Origin of the sequence: Pseudoalteromonas sp. 1_2015MBL_MicDiv (assembly GCF_002407505.1) — a bacterium.
GTDB lineage: Bacteria > Pseudomonadota > Gammaproteobacteria > Enterobacterales > Alteromonadaceae > Pseudoalteromonas > Pseudoalteromonas fuliginea.
Genome location: NZ_CP012737.1, coordinates 2,793,016 through 2,817,817, shown reverse-complemented (window position 1 = coordinate 2,817,817; position 24,802 = coordinate 2,793,016). Strand labels below are relative to the sequence as shown.

General features: G+C 38.1%; 22 protein-coding genes and 1 pseudogene. 14 read left to right on the top strand and 9 right to left on the bottom strand.

Annotation, left to right across the window (positions count from 1 at the left end):
- Window positions 1-44: 44 nt before the first annotated feature.
- On the bottom strand, window positions 45-365 hold the full coding sequence (locus AOR04_RS12615) for an alpha/beta hydrolase-fold protein (RefSeq protein ID WP_096793535.1): 321 nt from the start codon (window positions 363-365) through the stop codon (window positions 45-47).
- Between the two features lie 269 nt (window positions 366-634).
- On the opposite strand from AOR04_RS12615, the gene AOR04_RS12610 reads away from it, so the two are divergent.
- Genes AOR04_RS12610 through AOR04_RS12595 form a run of 4 tightly spaced genes read left to right on the top strand, consistent with a single transcriptional unit; the run spans window position 635 to window position 4,573 of the window.
- Window positions 635-1,894 carry an IS4 family transposase gene (locus AOR04_RS12610; protein WP_157770536.1) on the top strand — a complete coding sequence of 420 codons (1,260 nt, stop codon included), beginning with the start codon at window positions 635-637 and terminating at the stop codon, window positions 1,892-1,894.
- Between the two features lie 29 nt (window positions 1,895-1,923).
- Window positions 1,924-3,039, top strand: coding sequence for an HDOD domain-containing protein (locus tag AOR04_RS12605; protein ID WP_096793534.1), 1,116 nt, complete (start codon window positions 1,924-1,926; stop codon window positions 3,037-3,039).
- A 15-nt stretch (window positions 3,040-3,054) separates the two neighbouring features.
- Window positions 3,055-3,606 carry a heme NO-binding domain-containing protein gene (locus AOR04_RS12600; RefSeq protein ID WP_096793533.1) on the top strand — a complete coding sequence of 184 codons (552 nt, stop codon included), beginning with the start codon at window positions 3,055-3,057 and terminating at the stop codon, window positions 3,604-3,606.
- A complete protein-coding gene (locus tag AOR04_RS12595; RefSeq protein ID WP_033023292.1) occupies window positions 3,599-4,573 on the top strand; it encodes a sensor histidine kinase in 975 nt (324 codons plus the stop codon). Before AOR04_RS12600 ends, AOR04_RS12595 begins: the two co-directional genes overlap by 8 nt.
- A gap of 55 nt (window positions 4,574-4,628) precedes the next feature.
- On the opposite strand, the gene AOR04_RS12590 is transcribed toward AOR04_RS12595, so the two are convergent.
- Window positions 4,629-4,844: a hypothetical protein gene (locus tag AOR04_RS12590; RefSeq protein WP_007376172.1), complete on the bottom strand. Its 216-nt coding sequence runs from the start codon at window positions 4,842-4,844 to the stop codon at window positions 4,629-4,631.
- A 171-nt stretch (window positions 4,845-5,015) separates the two neighbouring features.
- Between AOR04_RS12590 and AOR04_RS12585 the strand changes: the two genes are divergently transcribed.
- From AOR04_RS12585 to AOR04_RS12570, 4 genes and pseudogenes are all read left to right on the top strand, one after another.
- Complete coding sequence (locus tag AOR04_RS12585) at window positions 5,016-6,923, top strand: DUF1800 domain-containing protein (protein WP_096793532.1); 1,908 nt, start codon at window positions 5,016-5,018, stop codon at window positions 6,921-6,923.
- A gap of 10 nt (window positions 6,924-6,933) precedes the next feature.
- The gene (locus AOR04_RS12580; protein WP_096793531.1) at window positions 6,934-8,274 is read left to right on the top strand and encodes a DUF1501 domain-containing protein; all 1,341 of its coding nucleotides are present in this window, start codon (window positions 6,934-6,936) and stop codon (window positions 8,272-8,274) included.
- A gap of 107 nt (window positions 8,275-8,381) precedes the next feature.
- Complete coding sequence (locus AOR04_RS12575; RefSeq protein WP_007376175.1) at window positions 8,382-9,095, top strand: DUF1499 domain-containing protein; 714 nt, start codon at window positions 8,382-8,384, stop codon at window positions 9,093-9,095.
- Window positions 9,096-9,238: 143 nt separating this feature from the next.
- Window positions 9,239-10,285, top strand: a pseudogene (locus AOR04_RS12570) (NAD(P)-dependent alcohol dehydrogenase).
- A 64-nt stretch (window positions 10,286-10,349) separates the two neighbouring features.
- Here AOR04_RS12570 and AOR04_RS12565 read toward each other — a convergent pair.
- Complete coding sequence (locus AOR04_RS12565; protein WP_257790461.1) at window positions 10,350-11,591, bottom strand: MFS transporter; 1,242 nt, start codon at window positions 11,589-11,591, stop codon at window positions 10,350-10,352.
- Window positions 11,592-12,548: 957 nt separating this feature from the next.
- On the opposite strand from AOR04_RS12565, the gene AOR04_RS22070 reads away from it, so the two are divergent.
- The 3 genes from AOR04_RS22070 to AOR04_RS12550 all read left to right on the top strand — a co-directional run bounded on the left by AOR04_RS22070 (window position 12,549) and on the right by AOR04_RS12550 (window position 17,478).
- Complete coding sequence (locus tag AOR04_RS22070) at window positions 12,549-13,847, top strand: methyl-accepting chemotaxis protein (protein WP_096793529.1); 1,299 nt, start codon at window positions 12,549-12,551, stop codon at window positions 13,845-13,847.
- 334 nt (window positions 13,848-14,181) lie between these two features.
- Complete coding sequence (locus AOR04_RS12555) at window positions 14,182-16,329, top strand: TonB-dependent receptor (protein ID WP_096793528.1); 2,148 nt, start codon at window positions 14,182-14,184, stop codon at window positions 16,327-16,329.
- Between the two features lie 186 nt (window positions 16,330-16,515).
- Window positions 16,516-17,478, top strand: a complete 963-nt coding sequence (locus tag AOR04_RS12550; protein WP_096793527.1) for a TDT family transporter — start codon at window positions 16,516-16,518, stop codon at window positions 17,476-17,478.
- Window positions 17,479-17,480: 2 nt separating this feature from the next.
- Here the strand turns inward: AOR04_RS12550 and AOR04_RS12545 are convergent, their stop codons facing one another.
- On the bottom strand, window positions 17,481-17,672 hold the full coding sequence (locus AOR04_RS12545; protein WP_198403000.1) for a DUF2986 domain-containing protein: 192 nt from the start codon (window positions 17,670-17,672) through the stop codon (window positions 17,481-17,483).
- Between the two features lie 137 nt (window positions 17,673-17,809).
- Between AOR04_RS12545 and AOR04_RS12540 the strand changes: the two genes are divergently transcribed.
- Window positions 17,810-19,297, top strand: coding sequence for a dipeptidase (locus AOR04_RS12540; protein ID WP_096793526.1), 1,488 nt, complete (start codon window positions 17,810-17,812; stop codon window positions 19,295-19,297).
- Between the two features lie 71 nt (window positions 19,298-19,368).
- Here AOR04_RS12540 and AOR04_RS12535 read toward each other — a convergent pair whose 3' ends face one another.
- The gene (locus AOR04_RS12535; protein WP_096793525.1) at window positions 19,369-20,154 is read right to left on the bottom strand and encodes a putative porin; all 786 of its coding nucleotides are present in this window, start codon (window positions 20,152-20,154) and stop codon (window positions 19,369-19,371) included.
- 114 nt (window positions 20,155-20,268) lie between these two features.
- On the bottom strand, window positions 20,269-21,036 hold the full coding sequence (locus AOR04_RS12530) for an EAL domain-containing protein (protein ID WP_096793524.1): 768 nt from the start codon (window positions 21,034-21,036) through the stop codon (window positions 20,269-20,271).
- A gap of 218 nt (window positions 21,037-21,254) precedes the next feature.
- On the opposite strand from AOR04_RS12530, the gene AOR04_RS12525 reads away from it, so the two are divergent.
- Window positions 21,255-21,434, top strand: coding sequence for a 2TM domain-containing protein (locus AOR04_RS12525; protein ID WP_096793523.1), 180 nt, complete (start codon window positions 21,255-21,257; stop codon window positions 21,432-21,434).
- A 434-nt stretch (window positions 21,435-21,868) separates the two neighbouring features.
- Here AOR04_RS12525 and AOR04_RS12520 read toward each other — a convergent pair whose 3' ends face one another.
- The 3 genes from AOR04_RS12520 to AOR04_RS12510 all read right to left on the bottom strand — a co-directional run bounded on the left by AOR04_RS12520 (window position 21,869) and on the right by AOR04_RS12510 (window position 24,103).
- A complete protein-coding gene (locus tag AOR04_RS12520) occupies window positions 21,869-22,306 on the bottom strand; it encodes an OsmC family protein (protein WP_008136991.1) in 438 nt (145 codons plus the stop codon).
- Between the two features lie 130 nt (window positions 22,307-22,436).
- Window positions 22,437-22,571 (bottom strand): DUF2256 domain-containing protein, encoded by a 135-nt coding sequence (locus AOR04_RS12515; protein WP_076925416.1) that lies wholly within the window; start codon window positions 22,569-22,571, stop codon window positions 22,437-22,439.
- A gap of 2 nt (window positions 22,572-22,573) precedes the next feature.
- On the bottom strand, window positions 22,574-24,103 hold the full coding sequence (locus tag AOR04_RS12510; protein WP_096793522.1) for a cryptochrome/deoxyribodipyrimidine photo-lyase family protein: 1,530 nt from the start codon (window positions 24,101-24,103) through the stop codon (window positions 22,574-22,576).
- A gap of 87 nt (window positions 24,104-24,190) precedes the next feature.
- Here AOR04_RS12510 and AOR04_RS12505 point away from each other — a divergent pair, with 87 nt between their 5' ends.
- Window positions 24,191-24,799 (top strand): flavin reductase family protein, encoded by a 609-nt coding sequence (locus tag AOR04_RS12505; protein ID WP_096793521.1) that lies wholly within the window; start codon window positions 24,191-24,193, stop codon window positions 24,797-24,799.
- Window positions 24,800-24,802: the final 3 nt, after the last annotated feature.

Here is a 24,802-nt window from a genome sequence, read left to right as displayed (position 1 = left end):
AAAATAGCCTAATTTCACTTGGCTTTTATTACCAAAAATAGGCACTATTTTCTTATGCAATCGCCTTCCATTAATTCACCTTCTTTACCAACGTCAATATAAACCGATTGAGGAAACGATTGTGGCTCAAAAGGGCTATTTAGTAATTCATTATTGGCCCACCATAAGCTTGAGCTAATTATTACGTAATAATTAAAAGTTGCAGAGTGATTAAATAAAATATCGCTTGAAAGCAGACCAGCTAATGATTGACCAATTAAAGTATTTGTTGAGTTGGAACGGTATGTTTTATTAATCAGTGGGCGAAGCTTGTCGTTTATAAAACTAATAAAAAAGGTGCTATTAAAAATATATTTTTCATTCAATCTATTTAACCGGCTGGTTTAACATTAATTGTGCAGTAATTAAGTATATCCTATCAGAGCTCAATGGCTTTATCTTAATCCTATGAATCTCTAATACGATTAGGCCCTTTTCATTTTATGTCTATTTGTGAATTTATACTACGCTTTGATTAGAAATTAATACGTTATAGCGAAGGTACATAGGTTGGATCTTAAGAAAACTTGAAGTTGAACTCTGTTAATGATCAAATAGTTACGCCAATAAAAACATGACTAAAAACAGAGTTCACATGCAGATTAACCAAGTTTCAAACCAATTAAAAGCCCTTATCTCAGAAAAACACCTCATTGAGCTTGCAAAAACCTCTGGATTTCAAGTTCGACACCGTTGCCTGTCGATCGTTTCTCTGCTCAAAGCCGTGTTTAAAAGCTTATCTTGCCTGCAAGACGCTAACTTGTCAGATATCCATCAAAACTTGCGAACGCAGGCTAATTGCACGATAAGTTATAAACCCTTTCATAATCAAATTCGAAAACCAGCCTTGACTGAGCTTGTCCGTGAGCTCGTTATTCAAGCGATGTCTAAATTGACTGTAAACACGCTGGATAAAACCTTTTTTACCCAGCGAGGAGTACAGCGAGTGTTATTGCAAGATGGTTCTTCATTTGCTCTACATGATGAATTAGCGCAGGTTTTTGCTGGTCGTTTTACTGCTGTAAGTCCTGCCGCAATTGAGTTGCACGTTACCTATGACCTATTTAATGAACAACCCTGCGAAATAGATATTCGTCCTGATGTTGAAACTGAGCGCGCCTTTTTACCAGGTAGCCACACACTTGAAGATACGTTATTACTTGCTGATGCTGGGTATTTTGACTTAGATTACTTTGAGCAAGTAGCTCAAGATGGCGGATATTTTTTGATCAGAGCAAATAAAAACATTAACCCAATCGTTACATCAGCTTATTGCGCGGGTATAGAACTTAAAGAAAAGAACATTAAAATCAAAACGTTACTCGATAAATTCGCAAGCCAACCACTTGAATTAACAGTACGTTGGAAGAAAAATGGGCCCGAGTACAGGCTTATCTATTTACCGAATGAAAAGCGCCCCGTTTTCCTTGTTACTAATTTAAAAGAGGCACAGTTTAGCTTTGACGAACTACTCGATATATATGCAACTCGTTGGCAAATTGAGTTGTTTTTCAAAGAACTAAAGTCATGGAATAACCTTAAAGGGTTCATCACACGAGATCCTCATATTGCCGAATCATTGGTTTGGCTGAGCATACTGCAAACACTTATCAAGCGTTTTATCTGCCATAGTGCAGCGGGTATGTTTAAGTGTGCGATCTCGACATTTAGAGCGAGTAAGTGCAGTTATCTTTGGTTGGATGATATTCTGGATTGCATAGAACAAACACGGTGCAGCCATAAGATACATCGTGTATTTGAGCTACTAGCGGTAAATTGTAAGCGGCAAAGCATTGAGAAAAACAATGATATTTGCCGTTTTAAGATAGGAAGTCACACGGTCTGTGTTCCTTAAGAACTAAGCTATGAGCGAAGGTATAGTGAATGCATGAGCAAAAAATAAATATACTTTTAATTGATGATGACGAATTATTATTACGTGCACTAGCAAGAACGTTGAGCCGCTTATGTGCAAATGTAACTGTAGCCTGCTTACAGTTACCTATTGAATTTGAACGTTACATAGAAAACAATAATACACCCGACATTATTTTTTGTGATTCTATGATGCCACTTTCTTCAGGGCTTAAAGTACTAGAGCACGCTAAAGCGATCTGTCCTACAGCCTTAAGATGTTTATTTACCAGTGATTTAAGTAGTAACTATCAACTACAAGTTAACAACACAATCCACTTTCATCTTGTAAAACCTTTTACACAAAAACATTTAATAGCGGTGCTAGACAGCGCTAAGTTATTAAAATTACTTCCTATTCATGCTCCTCATCGCGTTATTTTAGGGCAGCTTTCAGACTTGCCATTTTTAGGTATTGTGACTCAAAACTTATTAAGTGAGTTAAATAAAAATGAGCCAAACATTTCTATTTTAGAAAATAATATTAGCCACGACCCTGTATTAACGGGAAAAGTTTTGCAGGTAGCCAACTCCGCATTTATGGGGTTTGATAGTCAAACTACAAACTTAAAAGAGGCGATTATAAGAATTGGTTTAGTTAGTTTAAAGGCGATTGTGGTTTTTTCTGAATTGTCTCAACAATTACTTAATAAGGCTAAGCAAGAGACGCTTAATGAGTTAATTAATAAAGGATATAAAAAAGCAAGTATGGCGCAATCGCTCGCTAAGTATTTAAAGCAAGATAGGCAAACACAGTTGTTTGCATTTGCAGTTGGTTTGCTTAGTGTTATTGGTGAATTAGCTGCTATGTGTATTGTGCAAGATAACGAAGATGAAAACGTGCCTAAGTACGCTCTTAGTGCCTACTTATTAGCGCTTTGGGGGTTTGAAAAGTCAATTGTTAGGGCGCAGTTACTGGATGATTTACCTGTGGATGAGGGGATATCATTAACTGTTATTCATATGATTGTTGAGCATGCTTATTGCCAGCAAGTAATTGAGTTTAATCAAACTGAATATGACTTTATTGATGATTTGAAAATACTAGAAGATGTACAACAATGGTTTTTAAGTTTTAAAAAGTGATACACGAGGGGATGTATGAAAGGTGTTATTTTTAGAGGACTTGAAGCCCTCGTTATTGAAAAGTGCGGCATGGCTGCGTGGGATGATTTACTTGAAAAAAATGCACCTAGTGATCGTATTTATATTTCAGCAGAAAGCTATCCAGATGAAGAAATAGTGGGGTTGGCGCAAGATGTAGCTGATGCTTTATCTATGTCTATGCCTGATGTTTTAAAGGCATTTGGTGAGTATTTATTTGGCCACTTAAGGGGCCGGCACCCTACAATAGTTGAAAACTTTAATGGGTTTGCGGACTTAATTATGGGTATCGATAAGGTGATTCATGTTGAAGTTGCAAAACTATATCAAGAGCCAAATTTACCAGAAATTAAAGCAGAGCTTATTGAAGATGGATTTATTTTGATGTATTACTATTCCAAAAGGCAGCTGTGCATGTGCGCTGAAGGGCTTATTTTTGGTGCAGCCTCTCATTACGGTATTGAGGTGGCGCTAAATCATGTTGAATGTATGCATAATGGTTTTGATAAATGTGTAATTGAAGTTAAATATGAGATTGGCAATGAGTGAAGATACCCACAACTACAAAAAAGCATACCTTCGTGAAAAAGCAGCAAGAGATGAACTAGAGATGCTACTTGAGGATAAAACACGCGCATTATTTTGTGCAAACCAAGATCTTGAAGAAAAGCTTAACATGTTAAAAAATCAGCAGGTTACTCTTATGCAAAGTGAAAAAATGGCTACTTTAGGGACGCTATCGGCAGGTGTTGCCCATGAAATAAATAATCCACTGGCATATGTAACAAGTAACCTTGAAAGTATTAAATTTTTTAAACCTACGCTGATAGCATTAATGACTGTTGCAAAACAATATATTAATAAATCAATATCTGCTGCAGAGATGGAAACATTACTAATAAAACTTGATAAAGAAAGTGATATTGATTTTATTTTAGATGATCTAGATGAACTATTAAATGATACGCATGAGGGATTACAGCGAATTGCGGCAATTGTTAATAACTTACTTAATTTTGCTAGACCTAAAAATAATTCCATGGCTATGGCTAATATTAGAGAGTCGCTAGAGGGGGCTATTAAGTTACTCGCTAATCAATTAAAAACATGCAACATAACGTGTTCGGATGATGAATTACCATTAAGTTATTGTAATTTATCGGCAATTAATCAAATCTTCGTAAACCTTTTACTAAACGCTAAATATGCCTGTGATTTAGTACAAGACCAGCAAGGAGAAATTCTTGTTAATTTATTCTCAGACGAGAAAAATATCTACATTGAAGTGTCCGATAATGGCTGCGGAATGGATGAAAAAACAGTCAATCATATTTTTGAACCATTTTACACTACAAAGCCTGTAGGTGAGGGAACTGGAATGGGAATGGCTATTGTATATAACGTATTAAAGGAACATAAGGGATCTATAGAAATTGAGAGTGAGCTTAATAAGGGCACTCTAATGCGTTGTATATTACCCATAATAACACTGCCAGACTCATCTCTAGCGTGTTAAAAGTAATTAACGTATTTATATTTAATAAATTACGTATGAGAGGGGTTTTGTTTACTTATATTTCTTTACCTGCGTGTCGCTCAGCTAGGTCATCAAGTTCTGCAATAGTGTAATCAAACCCATTTTCGTCATACTCATAGCTTACTTTTACACTGTCGCCACCATTAAAAAGACGAGTTTTTACATCGTTAACAGACCAATTTTTTAGTTCATGTGAAAATCGGTTGGCAACTTGTGAAGATTCAAAACGATAGCTAATTTCTGTTTTCATAAATAATAAAGCCCAGGCTAATTTAAACCACCGTATTTTTTGTGTTTTTGAGGGTTAGTCAAGTTTCGGTTACAAAAAATAAAGGGTTAAATTGTAAATTTTGTGTTTCAATAAATGCATCAAACTCGGTACATGGTAATGTACCTTTATTAAAAGACGATGACGACTTTCATGCATTATAAATATTTTTTGATGGCAAGCTCAGTTTTGCTACTAAGTGCTTGCGGTGGTTCAGGCTCAGATGATACGCCAACTATTAACGGAAATGAAATTCCTATTTTATCTGTGGCTAATATTCCAAGCGATATAACCAAAAGCCAAACTATTGAATTAACTGCAACAGCGAGCGATAACGACGGCACAATAACAAGTGTGATCTGGGAGCAAACTGCTGGTCTTAAGGTACTTGATGAGCCAATAGCTGCTAACTCTGTGATAATAAATATTCCTTCAGCATTGAGTTATTCACCAAAAGAGTATGCCTTTAATGTAACTGCAACGGACAACGAAGGTGCTATTGCAGTTAAAACGGTAAGTTTTATTGCCAGAAACGCGATGGATGAATTTGCTGCTGCACGTTTGCTACACCAAGGTAGTATGGGGCCAACACTTAATGAAATACGCAAAGCCCAAGGGTTAAGTGAGCAGCAATGGCTTGAAAGCCAAATAGCATTGCCAATTGAATACCACCGAAGTTATTTAGTCAAAAGTCCGGATCAAGATGACTTTAGATATATCAACCGTATTGATGGTTGGTGGAAGGCGACCTTGCGCAGTGACGATCAGCTTCGCCAGCGCGTTGCATTTGCATTGAGCGAGATATTAGTCGTGTCGGATGCCAACAGCAGCTTAAGCTCTCAACCAGAAGGAATGGTTACCTACTACGATTTACTGCTTAAAAATGCATTTGGTAATTACCGGGAGTTACTAGAGGATGTCACGCTTTCGCCAATTATGGGGACTTATTTAAGCCATTTAGGTAACGAAAAAGCAGATGATGCACTTAACATTCGTCCAGACGAAAATTACGCACGTGAAGTAATGCAGTTATTTACCATTGGGCTTGAAGAGCTAAATAAAGATGGTAGCGCAAAGCTTGATGCCCAAGGGAATACCATTGCCACTTACGGGCAGTCTCAAATTGAAGGCTTTGCACGGGTATTTACTGGTTGGACGTTTGCCGATAGTGAAACGTTTAAACGCAAAAGCCGTGATTATATTAAACCAATGCAAGCATTTAGCGAATACCATTCAAGTAAACAAAAAGTACTTTTAAATAATGAAGTAATCCCTGAGGGCTATGGGCCAGAGGAATCACTGCAAATAGCACTCGATAATTTATTTAATCACGCGAATGTAGCACCATTTATTACTAAGCAACTAATTCAACGATTAATTACATCAAATCCAACCCCTCAATATATTGAGCGAGTGGCTAATGTGTTTAACGATAATGGCGATGGTGTGCGTGGGGATTTAGCGGCTGTCATTAAAGCTATTTACTTGGATGACGAGGCTCGTCATTTTGGCAGTGTTTTAAGCTATCAAGGAAAAGTTAAGGAGCCCTTACTAAAAACAGTACAATTTTGGCGAAACCTTGATGCAAGGTCTTTAGAAGGGGAGTATAGAACATGGAATTTAATAAATAATTATGGGCAGGGGCCAATGCGTTCGCCATCTGTATTTAACTTTTTTAGACCCGATTATCAGCCAGCTCAATTACGCAGTGATGAGTTAGTCGCACCGGAATTACAAATAGCGGGTGATACTACATTAATTGGCACTATGAACGAGCATTTCTCAGGTTTAGTATGGGGAACTGCAGAAGCACGTGATGATTTAAATCCCAAAGAGTTATATGTTTATATCAAGAGCGATATGAGCTTTTTAAAAAGTAACGGGGTAGGTGCCTTACTTGAACAGTATAATGTTTTATATTTTGCCGGTTTAATGAGTGCTGATACGCGCCAAGCATTACTTGATTTAGATGCATACTTTAATGATGACGAATATCGAGAACGGGTATCGTATTTACTTTACATAATTGCTATTTCACCTGAATTTAATCTGCAGTATTAGGAGAGACATAATGAGCATAAATAGAAGACAGTTTTTGTCGTTATGTTTAAAAGGCGGTGTGTCGGCGGCCGCGTTAACAAGTTTACAACTGCAAGCATTAACGGGGTCAGTAAATGCGATTGAGTTGGGGGATTACAAAGCGTTGGTGTGTGTGTTTTTATATGGCGGTAATGATTCACTTAATATGCTAGTACCATTAGAAGGTGAGCAACGTAGTTTGTATGAACAAAGTCGTCAAAACCTTGCTGTTTCGGCGCCTATAGCACTTAATAGTGCAACTAATTTTGTTGGTGGAGTTGGGCTGCATCCTTCGCTTGCGCCTATTAAAAGTGTGTTTGATTCGTCTAATCTAGCGTTTGTTGGCGGCCTTGGAACTTTACTCTCACCTACTACTCTCGATGATTATAAAAATAAAACAGTGACGATCCCCAAACATTTGTTCTCGCATAATGATCAGCAGGCATCATGGATGTATGGGCGTGAAAAACAGTCGTTAAATAGTGGGTGGGGCGCACGTTTACTTGAGCGCTTAGAGCAGCAAGATCAGTTTGCCGCTAATATATCGCTTGATGGTACAAACCTTTGGCAAACGGGTAATCAAACAAAAGCATTTGCACTTAATAAAAGCGGTATAAGTAAAATTAATGCATTTAGTGATTATAAGCCGCGCATGGAACATGTAACTACTATAATGAACCGGATTATGAGTAATACAGTTCATCCCCTCAGTAGTGCTTACGCTGATAGCTTCAAGTCGGCGATTAATAACACCCAAGCGATGAATAATGCGCTAGAAACAGCGCCAGCGTTAATTACTTCATTTAGTGATACAAGTTTATCGGAGCAGTTAGCAGCAGTTGCTAAAACAATTAGCGTGCAGTCAAAATTAAGTACTCAGCGCCAAGTGTTTTTTGTGTCTATGGGCGGGTTTGATACCCATGATAATCAGCTAGATACTCACCCTGTATTGCTAAGCACATTAGCCCAAGGGCTTAGTGAGTTTGATAGTGCGATGAAAGAGCTTGATATGGCAGATAAAGTGACTGCGTTTACTATGTCTGATTTTGGTCGTACGTTGACCTCAAATGGCGATGGTACTGATCATGGTTGGGCAGGGAATCAAATAGTAATGGGCGGCGCAGTAAAGGGTGGCGATATATATGGTGAGCTTTTAACTCAGCATTTAGATGGCCCACAAGATACCAGTGGCGGGCGTTTAATTCCAAGCGTTGCAAATGAGCAGTACTTTGCCACATTGGCTCAGTGGTTTGGTGTGCCGAGCTCTGAGCTTGTTGATATTTTTCCTAATTTAAGTAACTTTGATCACACAACATTGGACTTTTTTGTGTAATTAGTCGCTAATAGTAATCTAAAAGCACTTATAGGCAGTATAAGCTACTCGTTAATAGCGTTTATCTGTTTAATAATAAAAATCACACATAATAAAGGAATCATAAAATGAAAATTTTAGTGAGCTTAGTTAGTTTAATTGCCTTTTTGCTGGTCGTTCTGCCTGGGCCTTTGTACAAATTTGGTATTGTAGAACTAGGAACTGCATTTACAGGCTTTCGATTTGGCGTTTATGCAGGTGGCGCTGCACTTGTGCTACTTTTAATACAGATAATCTTTATGCGCAAAACCGTGACATTTGGTAGTGCAGCTATTGCGGTTGTATTTTCAGCAGTGGCTATAGCAATGCCTTTAAATATGATGAACACAGCTAAAAGTGTGCCGCCAATACATGATATTTCTACCGACTTAGTTAACCCCCCTCAGTTTGTAGCTATTGCACCACTTCGTGTTGATGCGCCAAACCCAGTTGCCTATGCAGGCGAAGAAACCGCAATTGAACAACGCAAAGCTTACCCAGAACTTGCAACGCTTAGTTTTGCTCAATCTAAAACTGATTTGCTTGAAGCTACAGAGCAAGCAGTGAAAAACTTGGGTTGGGAACTTGTTAACACAGATACAAGTTTAGGTCTTGTAGAAGCGACTGATACAACAACATGGTTTGGTTTTAAAGATGATGTCGTTGTCCGCATTAACGATGAAGGCAGCGAACGTTTTGTCGATATTCGTAGTAAGTCGCGAGTAGGACGTAGTGATTTAGGCAAAAATGCACAGCGCATTCATACATTAATTAATGAACTAAACAGCTTACTTGCAAAATAATTAAATTTAGCGCCCTAGTACTAACGATTAAGCCCAAACACTGTTTGGGCTTTTTTTGTGCCTATTTTATATTGTCAGGTTCTATTCACGGGCTATGGGCTATGCTGTTGATGATTTAAATTTTTAACCACTATGGAGTTATTATGAAAACAGTAGGATATGCAGCAAAAAGCCAAGGTTCTGAATTGACAGAGTTTTCTTTTGAGCGCCGCGATTTACGAAATAACGATGTAGAAATTGAAATTTTATACTGCGGTGTGTGCCATTCAGATTTACACGCCGTATGAAATGATTGGGGCGGCAGTGACTACCCGTTAGTACCTGGGCACGAAATTGTAGGTAAAGTCATGTCGGTAGGTAGCGACGTGAAAAAATATAAGCAAGGCGACACTGTTGCTGTTGGTTGTATGGTTGACTCGTGTCAAAGTTGCGATCAATGTGATAATCACGAAGAGCAATTTTGCCGAGAAGGTATGATTGGTACATACGCAGGTAAAGACCGTATTAGTGGTGAAATGACCCAAGGTGGGTATTCTAAACATGTTGTTGTACGTGAAGAATTTGTACTTTCAGTACCAGAAAATTTAGACCTTTCGCGCGTTGCGCCATTGCTTTGCGCTGGTATTACTACTTACTCACCACTGCATAAATGGGGCGTAAAAAAAGGTAGCCGTGTGGGTGTAGTTGGCTTAGGCGGACTTGGTCATATGGCTGTTAAAAATGCAGTTGCGATGGGTGCAAGCGTAACGGTTATTGGTCGTAGTGAATCTAAAAAAGATGATGCCGTTAAATTAGGTGCTCAGCATTACTTAGTGTCATCTAATGATGACGAAATGAAAGACTCGCAATCTGCCTTTGACGTCATTATAGATACAGTCCCTGTAAAACATGATTTATCTATTTACACGCCACTACTTGATGTAGATGGTACATTAGTTATTGTTGGTCAAGTTGGTCCGGTAGATGAAGTAAATACAGTGCCATTATTAATGGGTCGCCGTCGTATTGCAGGCTCACTTATTGGTGGTATTGCACAGACGCAACAAATGCTCGACTTTTGTGGTGAAAATAACGTGCTACCTGAGTGCGAAATGATCAACATAGACGAAATTAACACGGCGTACGAGCGTATGGAAAAATCTGACGTACGATACCGTTTTGTTATTGATATGGCATCACTAAACGCTTAATTTTACCTAAAAAGAGCCGCTAATTAGCGGCTCTTTTTGTATTTTAAATTAACCAGAACTCAAGTTAATTAGCTGCTTGCGCTGTTGGTTGCTGTTTGTTTAGTTGTAAGTAACTTAATAGCCACATACCCAAACCACCTAAAAACAATGCAGCTGCTACATAACCTGTTTGATTAGGTGCAGCACCTTGCGCTATTGCAATTCCACCGACCCAAGGGCCTATAGCATTGGCAGTATTAAATGCGCACTGTACTAAGGCGCCAATCATAGCGTGGCCTTCGGGGGCGACGTCCATTAAAAGCGTTTGAATCAGCGTAGCCAAGCCCACACTGCAACCAATAAAGAAGATCACCGCATAAAGAGCCCAAATATTATGGCTTGCCGTTACATAAGTAAAAGCAAATACAATGGTACATACAAGTGCAAGACCAGTGGTTTTAATTGCTGATTTATCGGCTGCTTTACCCAGTACATAGTTACCAAGCGTACAACCGATACCAAACATTACCATTGCGATAGAAATAGTATACGGGGCTGTTTTTGTTACCACTAATATGGTGTCGGCAATGTAAGTGTAAATACAAAACACCCCGCCAAAGCCAATAATTACAATCCCTAAAATAGACCAAACCAGTTTGTTTTTAAGTACGCCAAACTCGTTTAGTAAATTAGAAGGCTTAGCATTGTCAATATTTGGCACCACTTTATAAACAAAAACAAAAGCAATAAATGCAAGCACTGCAGCGCCAGCTAAACAATAACGCCAACTTAAATTTTGACCTACAAGTGTAACTATAGGCACGCCAACAATAGTAGCCACAGTTAAACCCATAAACACCTTAGACATAAAGCTTGCACGCTTACCTTTTGGGGCAATATCCGATGCTAATAAAATAGCTGCGCCAAAATATGCACCATGAGGTAAGCCACTTAAAAATCTAAATATTACAAGCTGCTCAAGCGATGTTGCCATCGCGCTTAATCCGTTTGAGACAAACATTAAGCTTATAAAAATGAGCAATGCTTTGCGCTTTCTCATATTAGCAGTTGTTAGCATTAAAATAGGCGCGCCCACGACAACACCAATGGCGTAAGCACTAATTGCATAACCACTTTGTGATGGCGTTGAACCAAATGTTTCGCTAATTAGTGGCAGCATAGGCATCATCGAAAATTCAGATAATCCTAAAATAAATGTACCGAGCGCTAATACAAATAAAATAGCGGTTCTGTTAAGTTGACTAGATGCCGACGTTACATCTGATGTCATAAAAAATCCTTTGAAATTGATGTGAAATACATAGATAAAAGCAACAGTAAAATATGTAAAAATATTATATATAGGCTAGATTCTGTTTATCTTTCGAGATTGAATTTAACTGCAGTGTGTTTTTTAGGCAAGGCAGAGCTTGTTAGTGTGATTATTCCCTCATGGATATAGGTAAAAGGTGTTGAGCAGAACGCGGAAGCTTTGCTCTGTTTTTACTTAGCCCACTAGGTTACACACCTCGCGCCGCGATTAAATCGAACCTAGATAGAACGAATTTTAATCTATAAACAGACCCTAGAAAAAATGACGTGATTTAGAGATAAACAGGTGGTTATATTAAGTTAAAAAGTGCGCGGCGTCATGTGCCAAACTGAAATTAAATAAGATATATACGATTTATGCATTTAATAGTGATATTTTTATATATAAAATAGATTATTATTGAGCCCGTTTATCTTTGGAAATTGAATTTACAGGAACTTGTTTACTTTTAAGCACAGTGGCCTTATGTACCCTGGTTAACTCCTATAAGTGTTTGATAACGTAGCGTAAATGCAAAGCATGCGCTGTCTTTACTCACTCTTATGTCAATGTAAATCAGTAGAGTAAGCAGGATCAGTTACCTAGCCTACGCCGCGATTTAATCGGCCAAGATAGAGTGAATTTTAATTTTTGAAGATCAACAGGCTCTAGATAATTAACCTAAACTCAGATTGAGGTTTTTCTCTAGCCAGAGATTTTCTGTGAAAAAAGGCGAGTTTACGCGTTAATAGCTGGCCTATTGCAAGTAAATTAAACGCAGTTAGCGCTGAAAGTAACCACTTGAGATAGATTGATTATCCAGAGTTTCGGTCAATTAGTGTGATGCGGCGCATAAAGTCTAATTTATTAGATTAAATTTGTATTTTTGCCTATATTTAAATTTTATAGTTGTAGTATAGAGCTTAAAGAAACAGCTCATTCAGATTAAACATTTACCCTAAGGCAGCTTATATGTTTGGTATAAATAAAAGTAACTCGAAAATAGAAGCACTTGAGTTACAAGTCGCTCAAAAAGAATCAGTATTAAATGCAATAACGAAGCATGTTGCTTATATTGAGTTTACGGCTGAAGGGATTATTTTAGACGCTAATTTATTATTTTTGAACACAGTAGATTATACCAAGGATGATGTTGTTGGTCATCATCACCGTATGTTTTGTGAAAAATCATATGCGGAATCGAAAGAGTATACTCAATTTTGGAAAAATCTCAGAGATGGTAAGTCAGTGAGTGGGTCTTTTTTAAGATATAACTCCCAAGGCGAAAAAATATGGTTAGAAGCAACATACTTTCCAGTTGAAATAGATGGGGTTGTCGTTAAGGTAATTAAAATAGCCTCTGATATTACGGCTAATTACACGCAAAGAAAAGCACAAGAAGCAGTTGCAGAAGCATTAAGCAAAGCGTTGGCAACGATTGAATTTACCCCTCAAGGTGAAATATTAACAGCTAATAACAACTTTTTGTCTGCTACCGGTTATAAGCTAAATGAAATAACAGGTGAGCATCATAGGATGTTTTGCACCGACGAGTTTTACGATAAAAACCCACATTTTTGGGATGAGTTAGGGAAAGGGCAATTCAAATCAGGACAGTTTAAACGAGTAAAAGCAAATGGAGACATAATTTGGCTTGAGGCAACATATAACCCTATTTTAGATAACAAGGGAAACGTGATAAAGGTTATTAAATTTGCTTCGGATATAACTGAGCGCATGTCGCGTAACAGAGCCGTTACAGAAGCCGCAGCGATTGCACACGAATCAGCCGTTTCTACGGTTAAAACCGCCGTACTAGGCTCTGGTATTTTAAGCGATTCGATCGCAAATTCCGATGCCATCGTAAATCAGGTCCTTAAATCAGTTGAGTTAATTAAAAATCTAAATGAACAATCTGCGGTCATAGGATCAATTGTTTCTACTATAAGTAGTATTGCCGATCAAACTAATTTACTAGCTTTAAATGCAGCTATTGAAGCCGCTAGAGCAGGTGAATATGGCCGAGGTTTTGCAGTAGTAGCTGATGAAGTTAGACAATTGGCAGCAAGAACGAGTAGTTCTACAAATGAAATTGCAACGGTTGTAAAAAACAATCAAGAGCTGACCAATGATATTTCAAAGCAAATAACATCTGTTTCTGATTCCTCGGTTAAAGGGCGAGAGTTAATTTCAGAAGTATCTGACGTTATAAAAGACATTGAAGCTGGGGCGGAGAAGGTGTCGGAAATTGTGTCGCAGCTAAATGTATAAAATTTAAAGAATACATTTTTATATAAGGGTCACAGTTTTACTGTTGGCTCTTTTTTATAATTAAAACCATCCTTTATTTATGGCCTGCTTATCTTTTGAGGTTGAATTTTCAGCAGTATGTTTGGTATTTAAGTAAGGCAGAGCCTATGTAGTGTTTATTCCTCATAAATAGGCGATAACGTAGAATAAATGCCAAACACGCGCTGCACGAAGGGTTCTGTCTAGGGGCAATTTAACAACATTCTTAATTGATAAAGTGCGACAATATGTCGCGCTTTTGCTTTTGCAGTTCACACTATAATTACGCCAATTATTACAGTGGCATAAATTAACAATGGTTTATAAAAGCAAAACTCAAAAAACTTACTTACTTTCCCCTGTCGCACTTTTTATTAGCGGTGTGCTATCTCCTTTTGCATTTGCCGACGATACGCCTTTAGAAGTAATTGAAGTACACGGACATGCTCAAAATAAGCATTTAGCACTTGGTTCGTCAGAATCGTTATTAAGTGATTTAGGTGTCGACTTTTCAGATGCGGGCGGCGTATCTAACCTCCCTATTTTAAATGGTTTAATGGGCGACAGAGTTAAAGTGTTAATTGATGGTGCAGATGTAACCGCTGCATGCGCTAATCACATGAACCCGCCACTGTCGTATATCTCGGCTAATCAAATTTCGTCTTACAATGTGGCTGCAGGCGTGTCGCCAGTGAGCGCGGGCGGCGATAATATTGCTGGCGTAATAAGCGTTAATTCTATTTCACCACAGTATAGCGATAGCAATGAATTAGGTTGGCACTCAGGTTATGTGTCAGCAAAGTACAGTAGTGTTGATAACGGACGTAAACTTGGCGTAGGTGCACGTTTAGCAAGTGACACGTTTAGCCTTAATTACCAGGGCTCGTTTAGTGATGCAGATAGTTATGAAGACGGTAACGGCGATGTAGTGTTAGATACATTGTACCGAGCACAAAATCATAGTTTAACCGCAGCTATGCGCGATGATAAACAGCAATTAGTGATAAAGCTAACGCATCAAAAAATCCCGTATCAGGGATTTGCAAATCAGTACATGGATATGACCGATAACACCAGTTACGGCGCAATAGCTCAATACAAACGCTCTTTTGATAACAGCGAGCTTGAAGGGCAAGTTAACTGGCATAGCGTAAAGCACGAAATGGGTTTTTTCAGTGAAGAAAAAAGAGGCATGATGCCAATGAAAACCGATGCACAAGATATAAGTACGCAGCTTAAATGGCGTATCGCGCTTAATAAAAACAGCAGTATTTTACTCGCTCAAGAATATTACAATTACAGCATTGATGATTGGTGGCCAGGTATTGAAGGCTCAACCATGATGGGACCAGACGATTACGTAAATATAAATAACGGTAAACGAGAGCGCATAGCGGCATTTGCTGAATTTGAGAGTCAAATAAATACAAAGTTATGGTTAAACGTAGGCGTGCGTATTGAAAGTATTAATACCCACGTTGGGGAGGTTCAATCTTACAACGATGGTATGAGCATGATGGGTATAGGCAGTATGGAAACTATGACCATGAGCGATACGTCTACAGATAATAGCATTGCTGCACAGAACTTTAATGCTGCCAACAGAGATAAAACTGACACCATAGTTGATGCTAATTTATTAATTAACTACCAAATAACAAATTATGATGAGCTGCAATTTGGCCTTGCCCGTAAAAACCGAGCGCCTAATTTATACGAGCGATACAGCTGGGGCGTAAGCAATATGGCAACCACCATGATTGGTTGGTATGGCGATGGTAATGGCTATATTGGTAACCCTGATTTAGACGTTGAAACAGCGCATACAATAAGTGCTACTTATATTAAGCAGGCTAAAGATGATGGTTGGCGTTTAAGCACCAATGTTTGGTATACAGATGTGAATGATTATATTGATGCTGATATTGTAAGAAGCTTCAATAGTTATGATTTAGATAATACAGCGCGTAACATTTTGCAGTTTACTAATGTAGATGCCATTTTATATGGTGCAAAAATAGATTTAACAGCCAACATTTATGAATCTAAGGATTTAGGTAACTGGCAGTTGCACGCTAATGTTACTAATACGAGAGGTAAGCGCGACGATACCAACCAGCCGCTTTATCAAATTAAACCACTGCAAACCCAGCTAGGTATTAGCCAGCAAATTAATCGATTTGAAAATGCGTTATCTTGGCAGTGGGTAGATGCAAAAAGCCGTGTAGATAATAATCGTTTTGAAAACCAAACAGACAGCTACAGCCTGATTAATTTAAGCTCTAAAGCCACATGGGATTCATTAACGCTAAGCGCAGAAGTGAGTAACGTGTTTGATGAATATTACCAGCTCCCCCTTGGCGGTGTAAGTATTGCAGCGCTTAAACAAGATAGCGGCAACGGGTTTGAGCAATTAGCAGGGCAAGGTCGTTCATTTAATGTAAGCGTTAGTTACGCGTTTTAATTAACCTCATATTCAAATTTAAAATAAAGCAAAAGCCGTAGCTGTGTTATGGTTTTTTGTTTTTATGAAATATTTGTATGCAAAAAGGGTTCTATTAAGCACGCTTGGATTAATTTTACAGCGTTATTTTAAGGTAATGCAGTAAAAAGCAGTAACTTGTTCATCACCCAATGATTAGGAAGTACAGTGTTTAAGCAATTTAAAAATAAAGTGATGGGTGCGCCAACAGCTATGGCCGGTTTAGCTTTGGGTATTGCTAGTATGGGATGGACATGGGAAAACGTTTTTAATTTAAACTCTCAAGGGCAATTTTTGGGAGCGGTATTAGCTGGCGTATTAGTTTTACTTTTGGCTGCTAAGTTTTTACTACACCCTCATTTATTAAAAGCCGATTTAGCACACCCAGTTGCAGGAAGTGTGATCCCTACATTTGCAATGGCTAATCTTGTTATTTCAAACTCAATTGGGCAATTTAACCCATTGGCTGGTGATATTATGTGGGTTTTAGCTTTTGTGCTGCATCTCACATTTTTGGTGAGTTTTTTATACCAGCGAGCAAAAAAGTTTAACTTTGAGGATATGGCGCCCAGCTGGTTTGTGCCACCAGTAGGGATAATTATTGCAGATATTACTTTTTCGGGAAATCCGACATTAGCGTGGTTAGCTTATAGCGCGCTGGTTATTGGTATATCAACGTACGCGATAATGCTGCCAATTATGTTTTATCGTTTTTTATTAGCATTAAAAAGTGACTACGAAATACAGCCAACACTTGCCATTTTAGCTGCGCCTGCCAGTTTAACATTAGCGGGGTATTTTCATATTGTAGCTAATCCATCACTTGTTATAGTGGGGGCATTATTTATATTAGCGATAATAAAAACACTGATTGTTTATGTGTTATTTATAAAGTTATTACGCAGACCTTTTACGCCGAGCTACGCTGCTTTTACATTTCCAATGGTTATTGGGGCAACTGCATTATTTAAAATGAAAGACTGGATGCAAAGTATAAACCTCGCAATACCATATGTAGATACAGTTAATTACTTAGCTACGTTTGAGCTTATAGTTGCCACGGGAGTGATATGTTATGTAAGTGGTCGCTACTTTTGCCACTTTAAATTATCAAAGCAACGGGTAACGTAAAGTTACTCTTGGGTTACCTGTGGCTCATTACTTTCTTGTTCAGCTAGTTTTTCGCGCTCAGCTTTTGACACATAACCAGGTTTGTTGCTTTTGTGTAGTTTAGCGTTAGTGCGTTTATCTTTCTTTTGAAATTTAGTGACGATTTTTTTACGACGGTTCACAATTAAAGACCCTGTTAATTTTAAGTCGCGCATTATACATTCATCCTCATAAAAGCTGCTATATAAATATTTACCTTAAGTTACCTGTGTGCCTGCCACAAATTGCTATATGTAAGCCTCCCATAGCGTTATAATTAATGCTCTTAGTTATTAATTAAATGGGAATTGTTTTGAAAAAGTTAGCTTTAGCCAGTATTGCTTTATTTGCATTTGGTGCTCATGCGCAGTTAAATAAAAATATTGATAGCGTTGCCGATTACGCAGTAAATACCTACCAAAATGCTCAAATACACACACTAACTAACTTAGTGGCTTTTCCGACGGTTAATAAAAACGACATTAGCGCTCCTCAAAATCCCGATTTTATTGGCTTTAAAGCACTTTTAAAAATGAAAGCCGCAGAGCTTGGTTTTGACTATCAAGATTTAGGCTACACCGTATTAATTGGTATGGGCGAGCAAAGCGAAAAAGTAACGGTAGTAACCCACGGCGATGTGCAACCTGCTAATGCTAGCAAATGGAAACAAAGTCCTTTTATTATTGATACATCTGAACCGGGTAAATTAGTTGGTCGTGGTACGGAAGACGATAAAGGTGCAATAGCAACAGCGCTTTACGCCATGAAAGCAATTAAAGATAAAGGCATAACCCTTAATAACCGAATTGAGCTGATGATTTACCTTGCAGAGGAGTCTGATTGGGGTCCGCTTACTAAATTCATGAAAACGTATGAACAACCAAAATATGCAGTAACGATTGATGCATCATACCCTGTAGTGGTTGCCGAGAAAGGCTGGAGCTTAATTGCACCTACTTTTAATGCAACATCACCACAGACGGGTTTATATGTAAAGGATGTAACTGGCGGTGCGTTTAGAAGTCAAATTCCAGAAGATGCAAGCTTAGTACTTCACAATGCAGACGCGGCACTTATTAATACATTAAAAGCAAAAGCAAAAACATTAAATAAAGTTGAATTTAACTTTAGTGAAAAAAGTAATAGCTTAGCAATAAGCGTTAAAGGTATGTCGGCACATTCATCAGAGCCAGAGTCAGGTATAAATGCCATTGCGTATTTGGCTGAATTATTTAAAGGCGTGGAGCTTGAAAATAATAGCGACGGCGAGCTAATCGACTTTGTAAACCAGTTAATTGGTTTAGACATTCACGGTAAACAATTTGGCGAAATAGCCTATAAGCACGACTTTATGGGCCCGATGACGGTTGCACCAACAGTTATTGAGCGCGATGGTAATGCGCTAACACTTGCTGTAAATGCACGTCGCCCTATGGGTAAAGACGAAGCTGTACTGCAAAAGCAAATTGATGATGCACTCGCGAATTGGCAGGCTGCTAACAATGTAACGCTTGCTAACATAGAAACAATTATTGGCACTCCAATGCTACTAGATGGTGCGCCGCATGCGCAAAAGCTACTTGATATTTTCAAGCATTTTACGGGTGACGAAAAAGCTGACTTTGTATCGATTGGTGGTGGGACTAATGCAAAGCTGTTTGATAACGCGGTATCGTTTGGTCCTTCAATGCCAGGTAAGCGCTACACAGGTCACTCAGAGCATGAATTTATGACGCTTGAGCAACTAGAGCTTAATTTGCGTATGTATACAGCTATGATGATAGAGCTGGGTAATATGTAAGTTATAGTTGTTTAGTAAAAGCCGCCTTGTTTGACTGAAGTGACCCCAGTAAGGCGGCTTTTTTGTACTTATTAAAATTGGGCTACAAAGCTAAGGTTGTATACATCGTAGTTATCATCATCAGTGTAATTAGCTGTAAAGTAGTAGCTATCATTAATAAAGTACTTACCTTCAATCACTAAATCAGAATCGTTTGAGCCAATACCGACCGCAACATGTTTATTGAAGTAATAGTTTGCGAGTACATTAAAAACTGAGTCGTCGCCAACATCTAGATAGTCAACATTTATAGCAAAATAGCTGTCATCATAAAGGTGGGCAAAGTAACGTGATGATAGATCCCACGACTCTGTTTCATCATCTGTTTCAACAGTAAAACCAATGTAGTCGGTGTCGTTAATCTCATGATTATACTGAGCTTTAAAAAAATAAACTGTATCACTATATTCATAATCTAACATACGTACAGATACTTTTAGTGAATCAGCAAACAAGTAACCTAAACCAAGCGAATAGTTGTCGGCATCACCAATGTTAGGTAGTTCAAAAGTTGCAAAAGCATTGCCGTAAAAGCCTTCTCCAAAAATACCTTTTCCACTGTAACCATCTGAATTAAAATAATTTAAGCCTATATTACTATCTGTATCCAAGTAGCCATAATCATCCCAAACACCAGAGTTTTGCTGTTCCTCAAAGTAATAGTGAGTTGATAGCCCATACACATCATCGCTGTAATAATCAGAATCAATTTTTGCGTAGTTTATAGAGTTAAACCATTGTTTTGATTCTGACTGCTCAGCGTTTGCAGACGCTGTGCAGCTAAGTGTGAGTAAAGTGAGTGGCATTAAAAAGCGCATAAGTATCCCTTCTTATAATTGAGTAAACTTGTTACTAGAATGGGCATTATATTAATGCAGTTTTATAAGGCAATTAAATGGTTGTAATAAATTGTTTGAATATTGTAGATTTTCTTAATTAAAAACGTAGGTTACCTCAGGCAAGTTTTCGAAGCTTGGTTTGGCAAATAAATACCCTTGCATAAGCTCAACACCTGCGTTTTTTAGCCACGTATATTCTTCTACTGTTTCAATTCCTTCAGCCAGTGCGGTAATGTTTAAGTCGCGAAACATATTTAAGCAATGAGTTACTATTAATTGGCGTTTTTTATCGTTGCTTATATCGCGTATTAGCGCCATATCAAGCTTGATAATATCTGTTTGAAAGTCAGCCAGTAGATTTAAACCAGAATAACCTGCACCAAAGTCATCGGTAGCCGTTTTAAATCCGAGAGACTGGTAGTAATCAACAACGCGTTTAATGTGTGCGGTGTCTTCTATTTTTTCTACTTCAGTAAATTCAAACATAATATTTTGAATTGGAAAGTTATACTTTTTTGCAGCTTCTAGTGTGGTGCGTATACATCGTTCTGGTTTATAAATAGCATTAGGTAAAAAATTAATACTTAGCATTGATGTTATGCCTAGCTTTGAAGCTAGTTGAATGGCTTTAATACGGCAAAGCTGATCAAATGCATAGCGGTTGTCTTCATTCACTTTTGAAATAATAGAATAAGCAGACTCGCCATTTAAACCTCTAACCAGCGCTTCATAGCCATAAATAAGATTAGTTTTACAGTTTATAATCGGTTGAAAAGCCATAGAAAAATCAAATTCGAGATCGTTAGCGTCAGCACAGTTACTACACGTCACTTTTTCGCAATCTTTTGATTTTTCGCTCACTTAGCTCATCCTCTTATGCATATTTGTTTAGGTTAGTTGAGATTAGATTCTAACACAAATAGATTAAAGTATTGTTTTTTATGTTTTTATACGTAATAAATAACTATGTAATTAAATGAAAAATAATGACTAATGTCAGATCACTTAGTGACATTTGGCAGGTGTGTACGTTGCTTATTAAAACAATAATAGCGACATAAATTACTTGGAGAATATAAATGAGCAATACAATTACAATAGGCAAAAAAATTAAAGCATATTTACTTATTTTAACTTTGCTAAGCGTTATAAATTTACTAACTTCGCCTAGTTATATCTGGGTAGTATGGCCAGCGCTTGGGATGGGAATTGGGCTAGTAGTAAGTGCTTTGAGTAGGAATAAACCTAGGGCGTGTTGATTTTTGTGGATTGAAATTTATTCAATCTAGGGGCGATTTAATCGCGGCGTGAGGTTTGTAACCTAGTGGGATCGATAACTGCTCCTGCTTTATTCTACTGGCTTACATCCATGTAAGAATAAGTAAAAACCGAGCAAAGCTTCCGCGTCCTGCTCACGCCCCTTACCTACACCCATGTAGGCAACAAAGAGTCAATCGTCCCTAGAAAGAACCCAAAGGGCAGCGCATGTTTGGCATCTATGCTGCGTTATCACCTATTAATGGGGAATAACCACACAACATAGGCTCTGCCTAGCCTAAATACCAAGCACATTGCTGTAAATTCAACCACCAAAGAACAACACGCCCTAGAGATACTTCTTTATAATAAAAAAGCCAAGTAAATATTTACTTGGCTTGTTTAGTAAGGGACTGTAATAGTTAAGCCTAAATAGTTAAAATGCTGATTGAAGTGTCGCATCTAATGATATTTCAGTATTTAAGAGCTTGGAAATAGGACAGTTCTTTTTGGTTTGCTCGCATAAGGCTTGGAACTGCTCATTTTGAATATCATCAATACGCGCTTTTACTTCAAGGGCAATATGCGTAACCGAAAAACCATCATCTACTTCATCAAGGCTTACAGTGGCTTTAGTATCAATTTTGTCTGCAGTAAAGCCTGCATCACCTAATGCAAGCGAAAGCGCCATACTAAAACATGCACTGTGCGCTGCACCTACTAATTCTTCAGGATTTGAGCCTGCCTTATCTTCAAAGCGGGTATTAAAACCGTAAGGTTGTTTGTTAAGCGCGCCACTTTGAGTTGATATACTACCTTTGCCTGTTTTAATGTCGCCAGACCATGTAGAACTTGCCGTTTTTTTAATAGTCATCATCTTCTCCTTGCTTGGGTGTAAGCTTTTCAGGTTAGTTAAGCGTTATTTACAAAATAAACTTATATAAAGCCTTAAAAGCACTAATTACTGATGATGTTGCAAAATAGACGCCAGCTAATTGTTACTCTTATTTATTACGTCTGCAGCGCTCTGAACAGTAAATAACGTTATCCCAGTCGCGTTGCCATTTTTTACGCCACGTAAAAGGTTTATTACAAAGAGGGCATATTTTTTGAGGTAAGTTTAGTTTTTTATGCGTCATGCTTACTTAGTCTCACTATTACTTTCAGTGTTATTTTTATTTCTTACTTGGCTTGTTTTTGGTGTAATTGCTACGTGCCTCCTAAGAATTTTCCCTATGGCGCGTTTAACATCGGCTCGCTCACGATATTGCCATAAGCGTTCGCGTGCTTCTTTTGAGGCTGCTGTTAAATCAAGCATGGGTTCAGGGTAATCCTCCCCTAATTTAAAGTCGTTAAAGAGTGCTTCCATTGGAGTTTGCTCCCAAGGCTGATGTAAATATTCAATAGGGAGTTTTTCAAGCTCTGGACACCACTTTTTAATAAACGAGCCTGTTGGGTCTTGATCTTCTGACTGCTTAATTGGGTTGTAGTGCCTAATGGTGTTAATGCCTGTTACCGAGGCTTGCATTTGAATTTGCGGGTAGTGAATTCCGGGCTCAAAATCTAAAAAGTAATTAGCGAGCGGAAAGCTTGCTTGCTGCCAACTTATATTTAAATGATGGGTTACAAAGCTTACAAGCATGGCGCGCATTCTAAAGTTTATATAACCGGTGGCTTTTAAGCAGCGCATGCAAGCGTCAATAATGGGAATACCTGTTTGACCTTGCGCCCAGCGTTCAATATCGTTTTTCACATGTTCATCATCGCGATACGGAAATACGTGATAACCCGAATTAAGGGCTAAAAATTCCATAGAGGATTCGCTTTCAAACTTTTGCATAAAGTGGCAGTGCCAATGCAAGCGCGATACAAACGCAGCAAGTGGGCGCTTCCAGCCTCTTTTATCGGGGTGCTTTGAGTGATATTCATCAATTGCCATTTGATACACTTGCCTAAGGCTAATGTTCCCCCACGCTAAATAAGGCGAAAGCCGAGAGCAATGGGTTTGGCTTAAACTTGGGCTCGATATTCCTTTTTGATAACCTTTACCGCGCTCGGCAAAAAAGCTCTGTATTACTTGGCGTGCATGCAACGGGCCGCCTTGTTGAAAGCTGTCGTGATCTTGCGTGTAAGCGCTTGGCAGCTCAGGTGCTTGGTAGTTATTGAGGGTAATTGTTTTTATACTCTTCCAATTAGGAACAGCAATAGGTGCTTGCATTGTTTGCTGCCAGCGTTCATTCCAATTATTACGATTTTTTTTGCCGCGAATAACCGCGCCTGTTTGCGACTCTAGCCAATTAATGTGGTTATGCTGGCACCAAGTTTTTATTGCTTTATCGCGCTCAAAGGTATTGTTTAAGCCTATTTCTTGATGGCTAAATATATTTACTATTTCAAACTGCGTCTTTAACGATTCAAGTAAATCGCTCATGTTTAAATTAAAGATATGAACACAGGCGTTAAAACGCGCTAGCTGATTATTTAACTCAACTATTGATTGATATACAAAGCGCCAGTGCCGCTCATTGTAGTGTGCATCTTCGAGCAGTAATGGCTCAAAGTTATAAAGTAACAGTGTCGGTAAGCCATTACTAAATGCACTTTTTAATGGTTGGTGATCGCTAAGACGCAAATCACGTTTAAACCACACTATGTTTATTTTTTCATGCATATTTTAAAAAATGGCTGCTGCTTTAATGTATTGTACGTAATAAACTTATTTTAAGATTTGCCGCGTGACTTTTAATAAAGGAAAAGTATGTTTTTAGATCTCACCGAAAATACCAACCAAAATGTTTACTCTTACTTAGTCGGCGGTATAAGCCCACGGCCTATCGCATGGATAAGTACATTAAATAGTGAAGGTATTGCGAATATTGCGCCTTATTCATTTTTTACTGTGGCTAGCTGCAAGCCACCTGTTTTAAGTGTTACGCAAGTAAACCCTAGTGATAAAACGAATAAAGATACGCTCAGTAATCTAATGGCAACTAAAGAATGTGTGGTTAATATAGTTAGCCAAGAGCTAGTTGAAAAAATGAATCAAAGTTGTGCAAATTACCCTAGTGATATAAGTGAATTTGATGCAGCTAACATCGCGCAAGCTCCAAGTAAGTTAGTTAATACGCCAAGCGTTGCCGATTCAAAAGTACGGTTTGAATGTAAGTTACGCGAAGTTATTAGTATTTCAAATGAGCCTGGCGGCGGAAAAATGATGTTGTTGGATGTAGTGGGTATTTTTATAGACTATGAAGTGATGAGTAATGGCTATATTGATCCTGAATTATTAAATGCAGTGGGCAAAATGGGCGGCGATTACTTTAGTACAACCAAAGATAAGTTTTTGCTTAAAAGACCACAGTTGTAATTT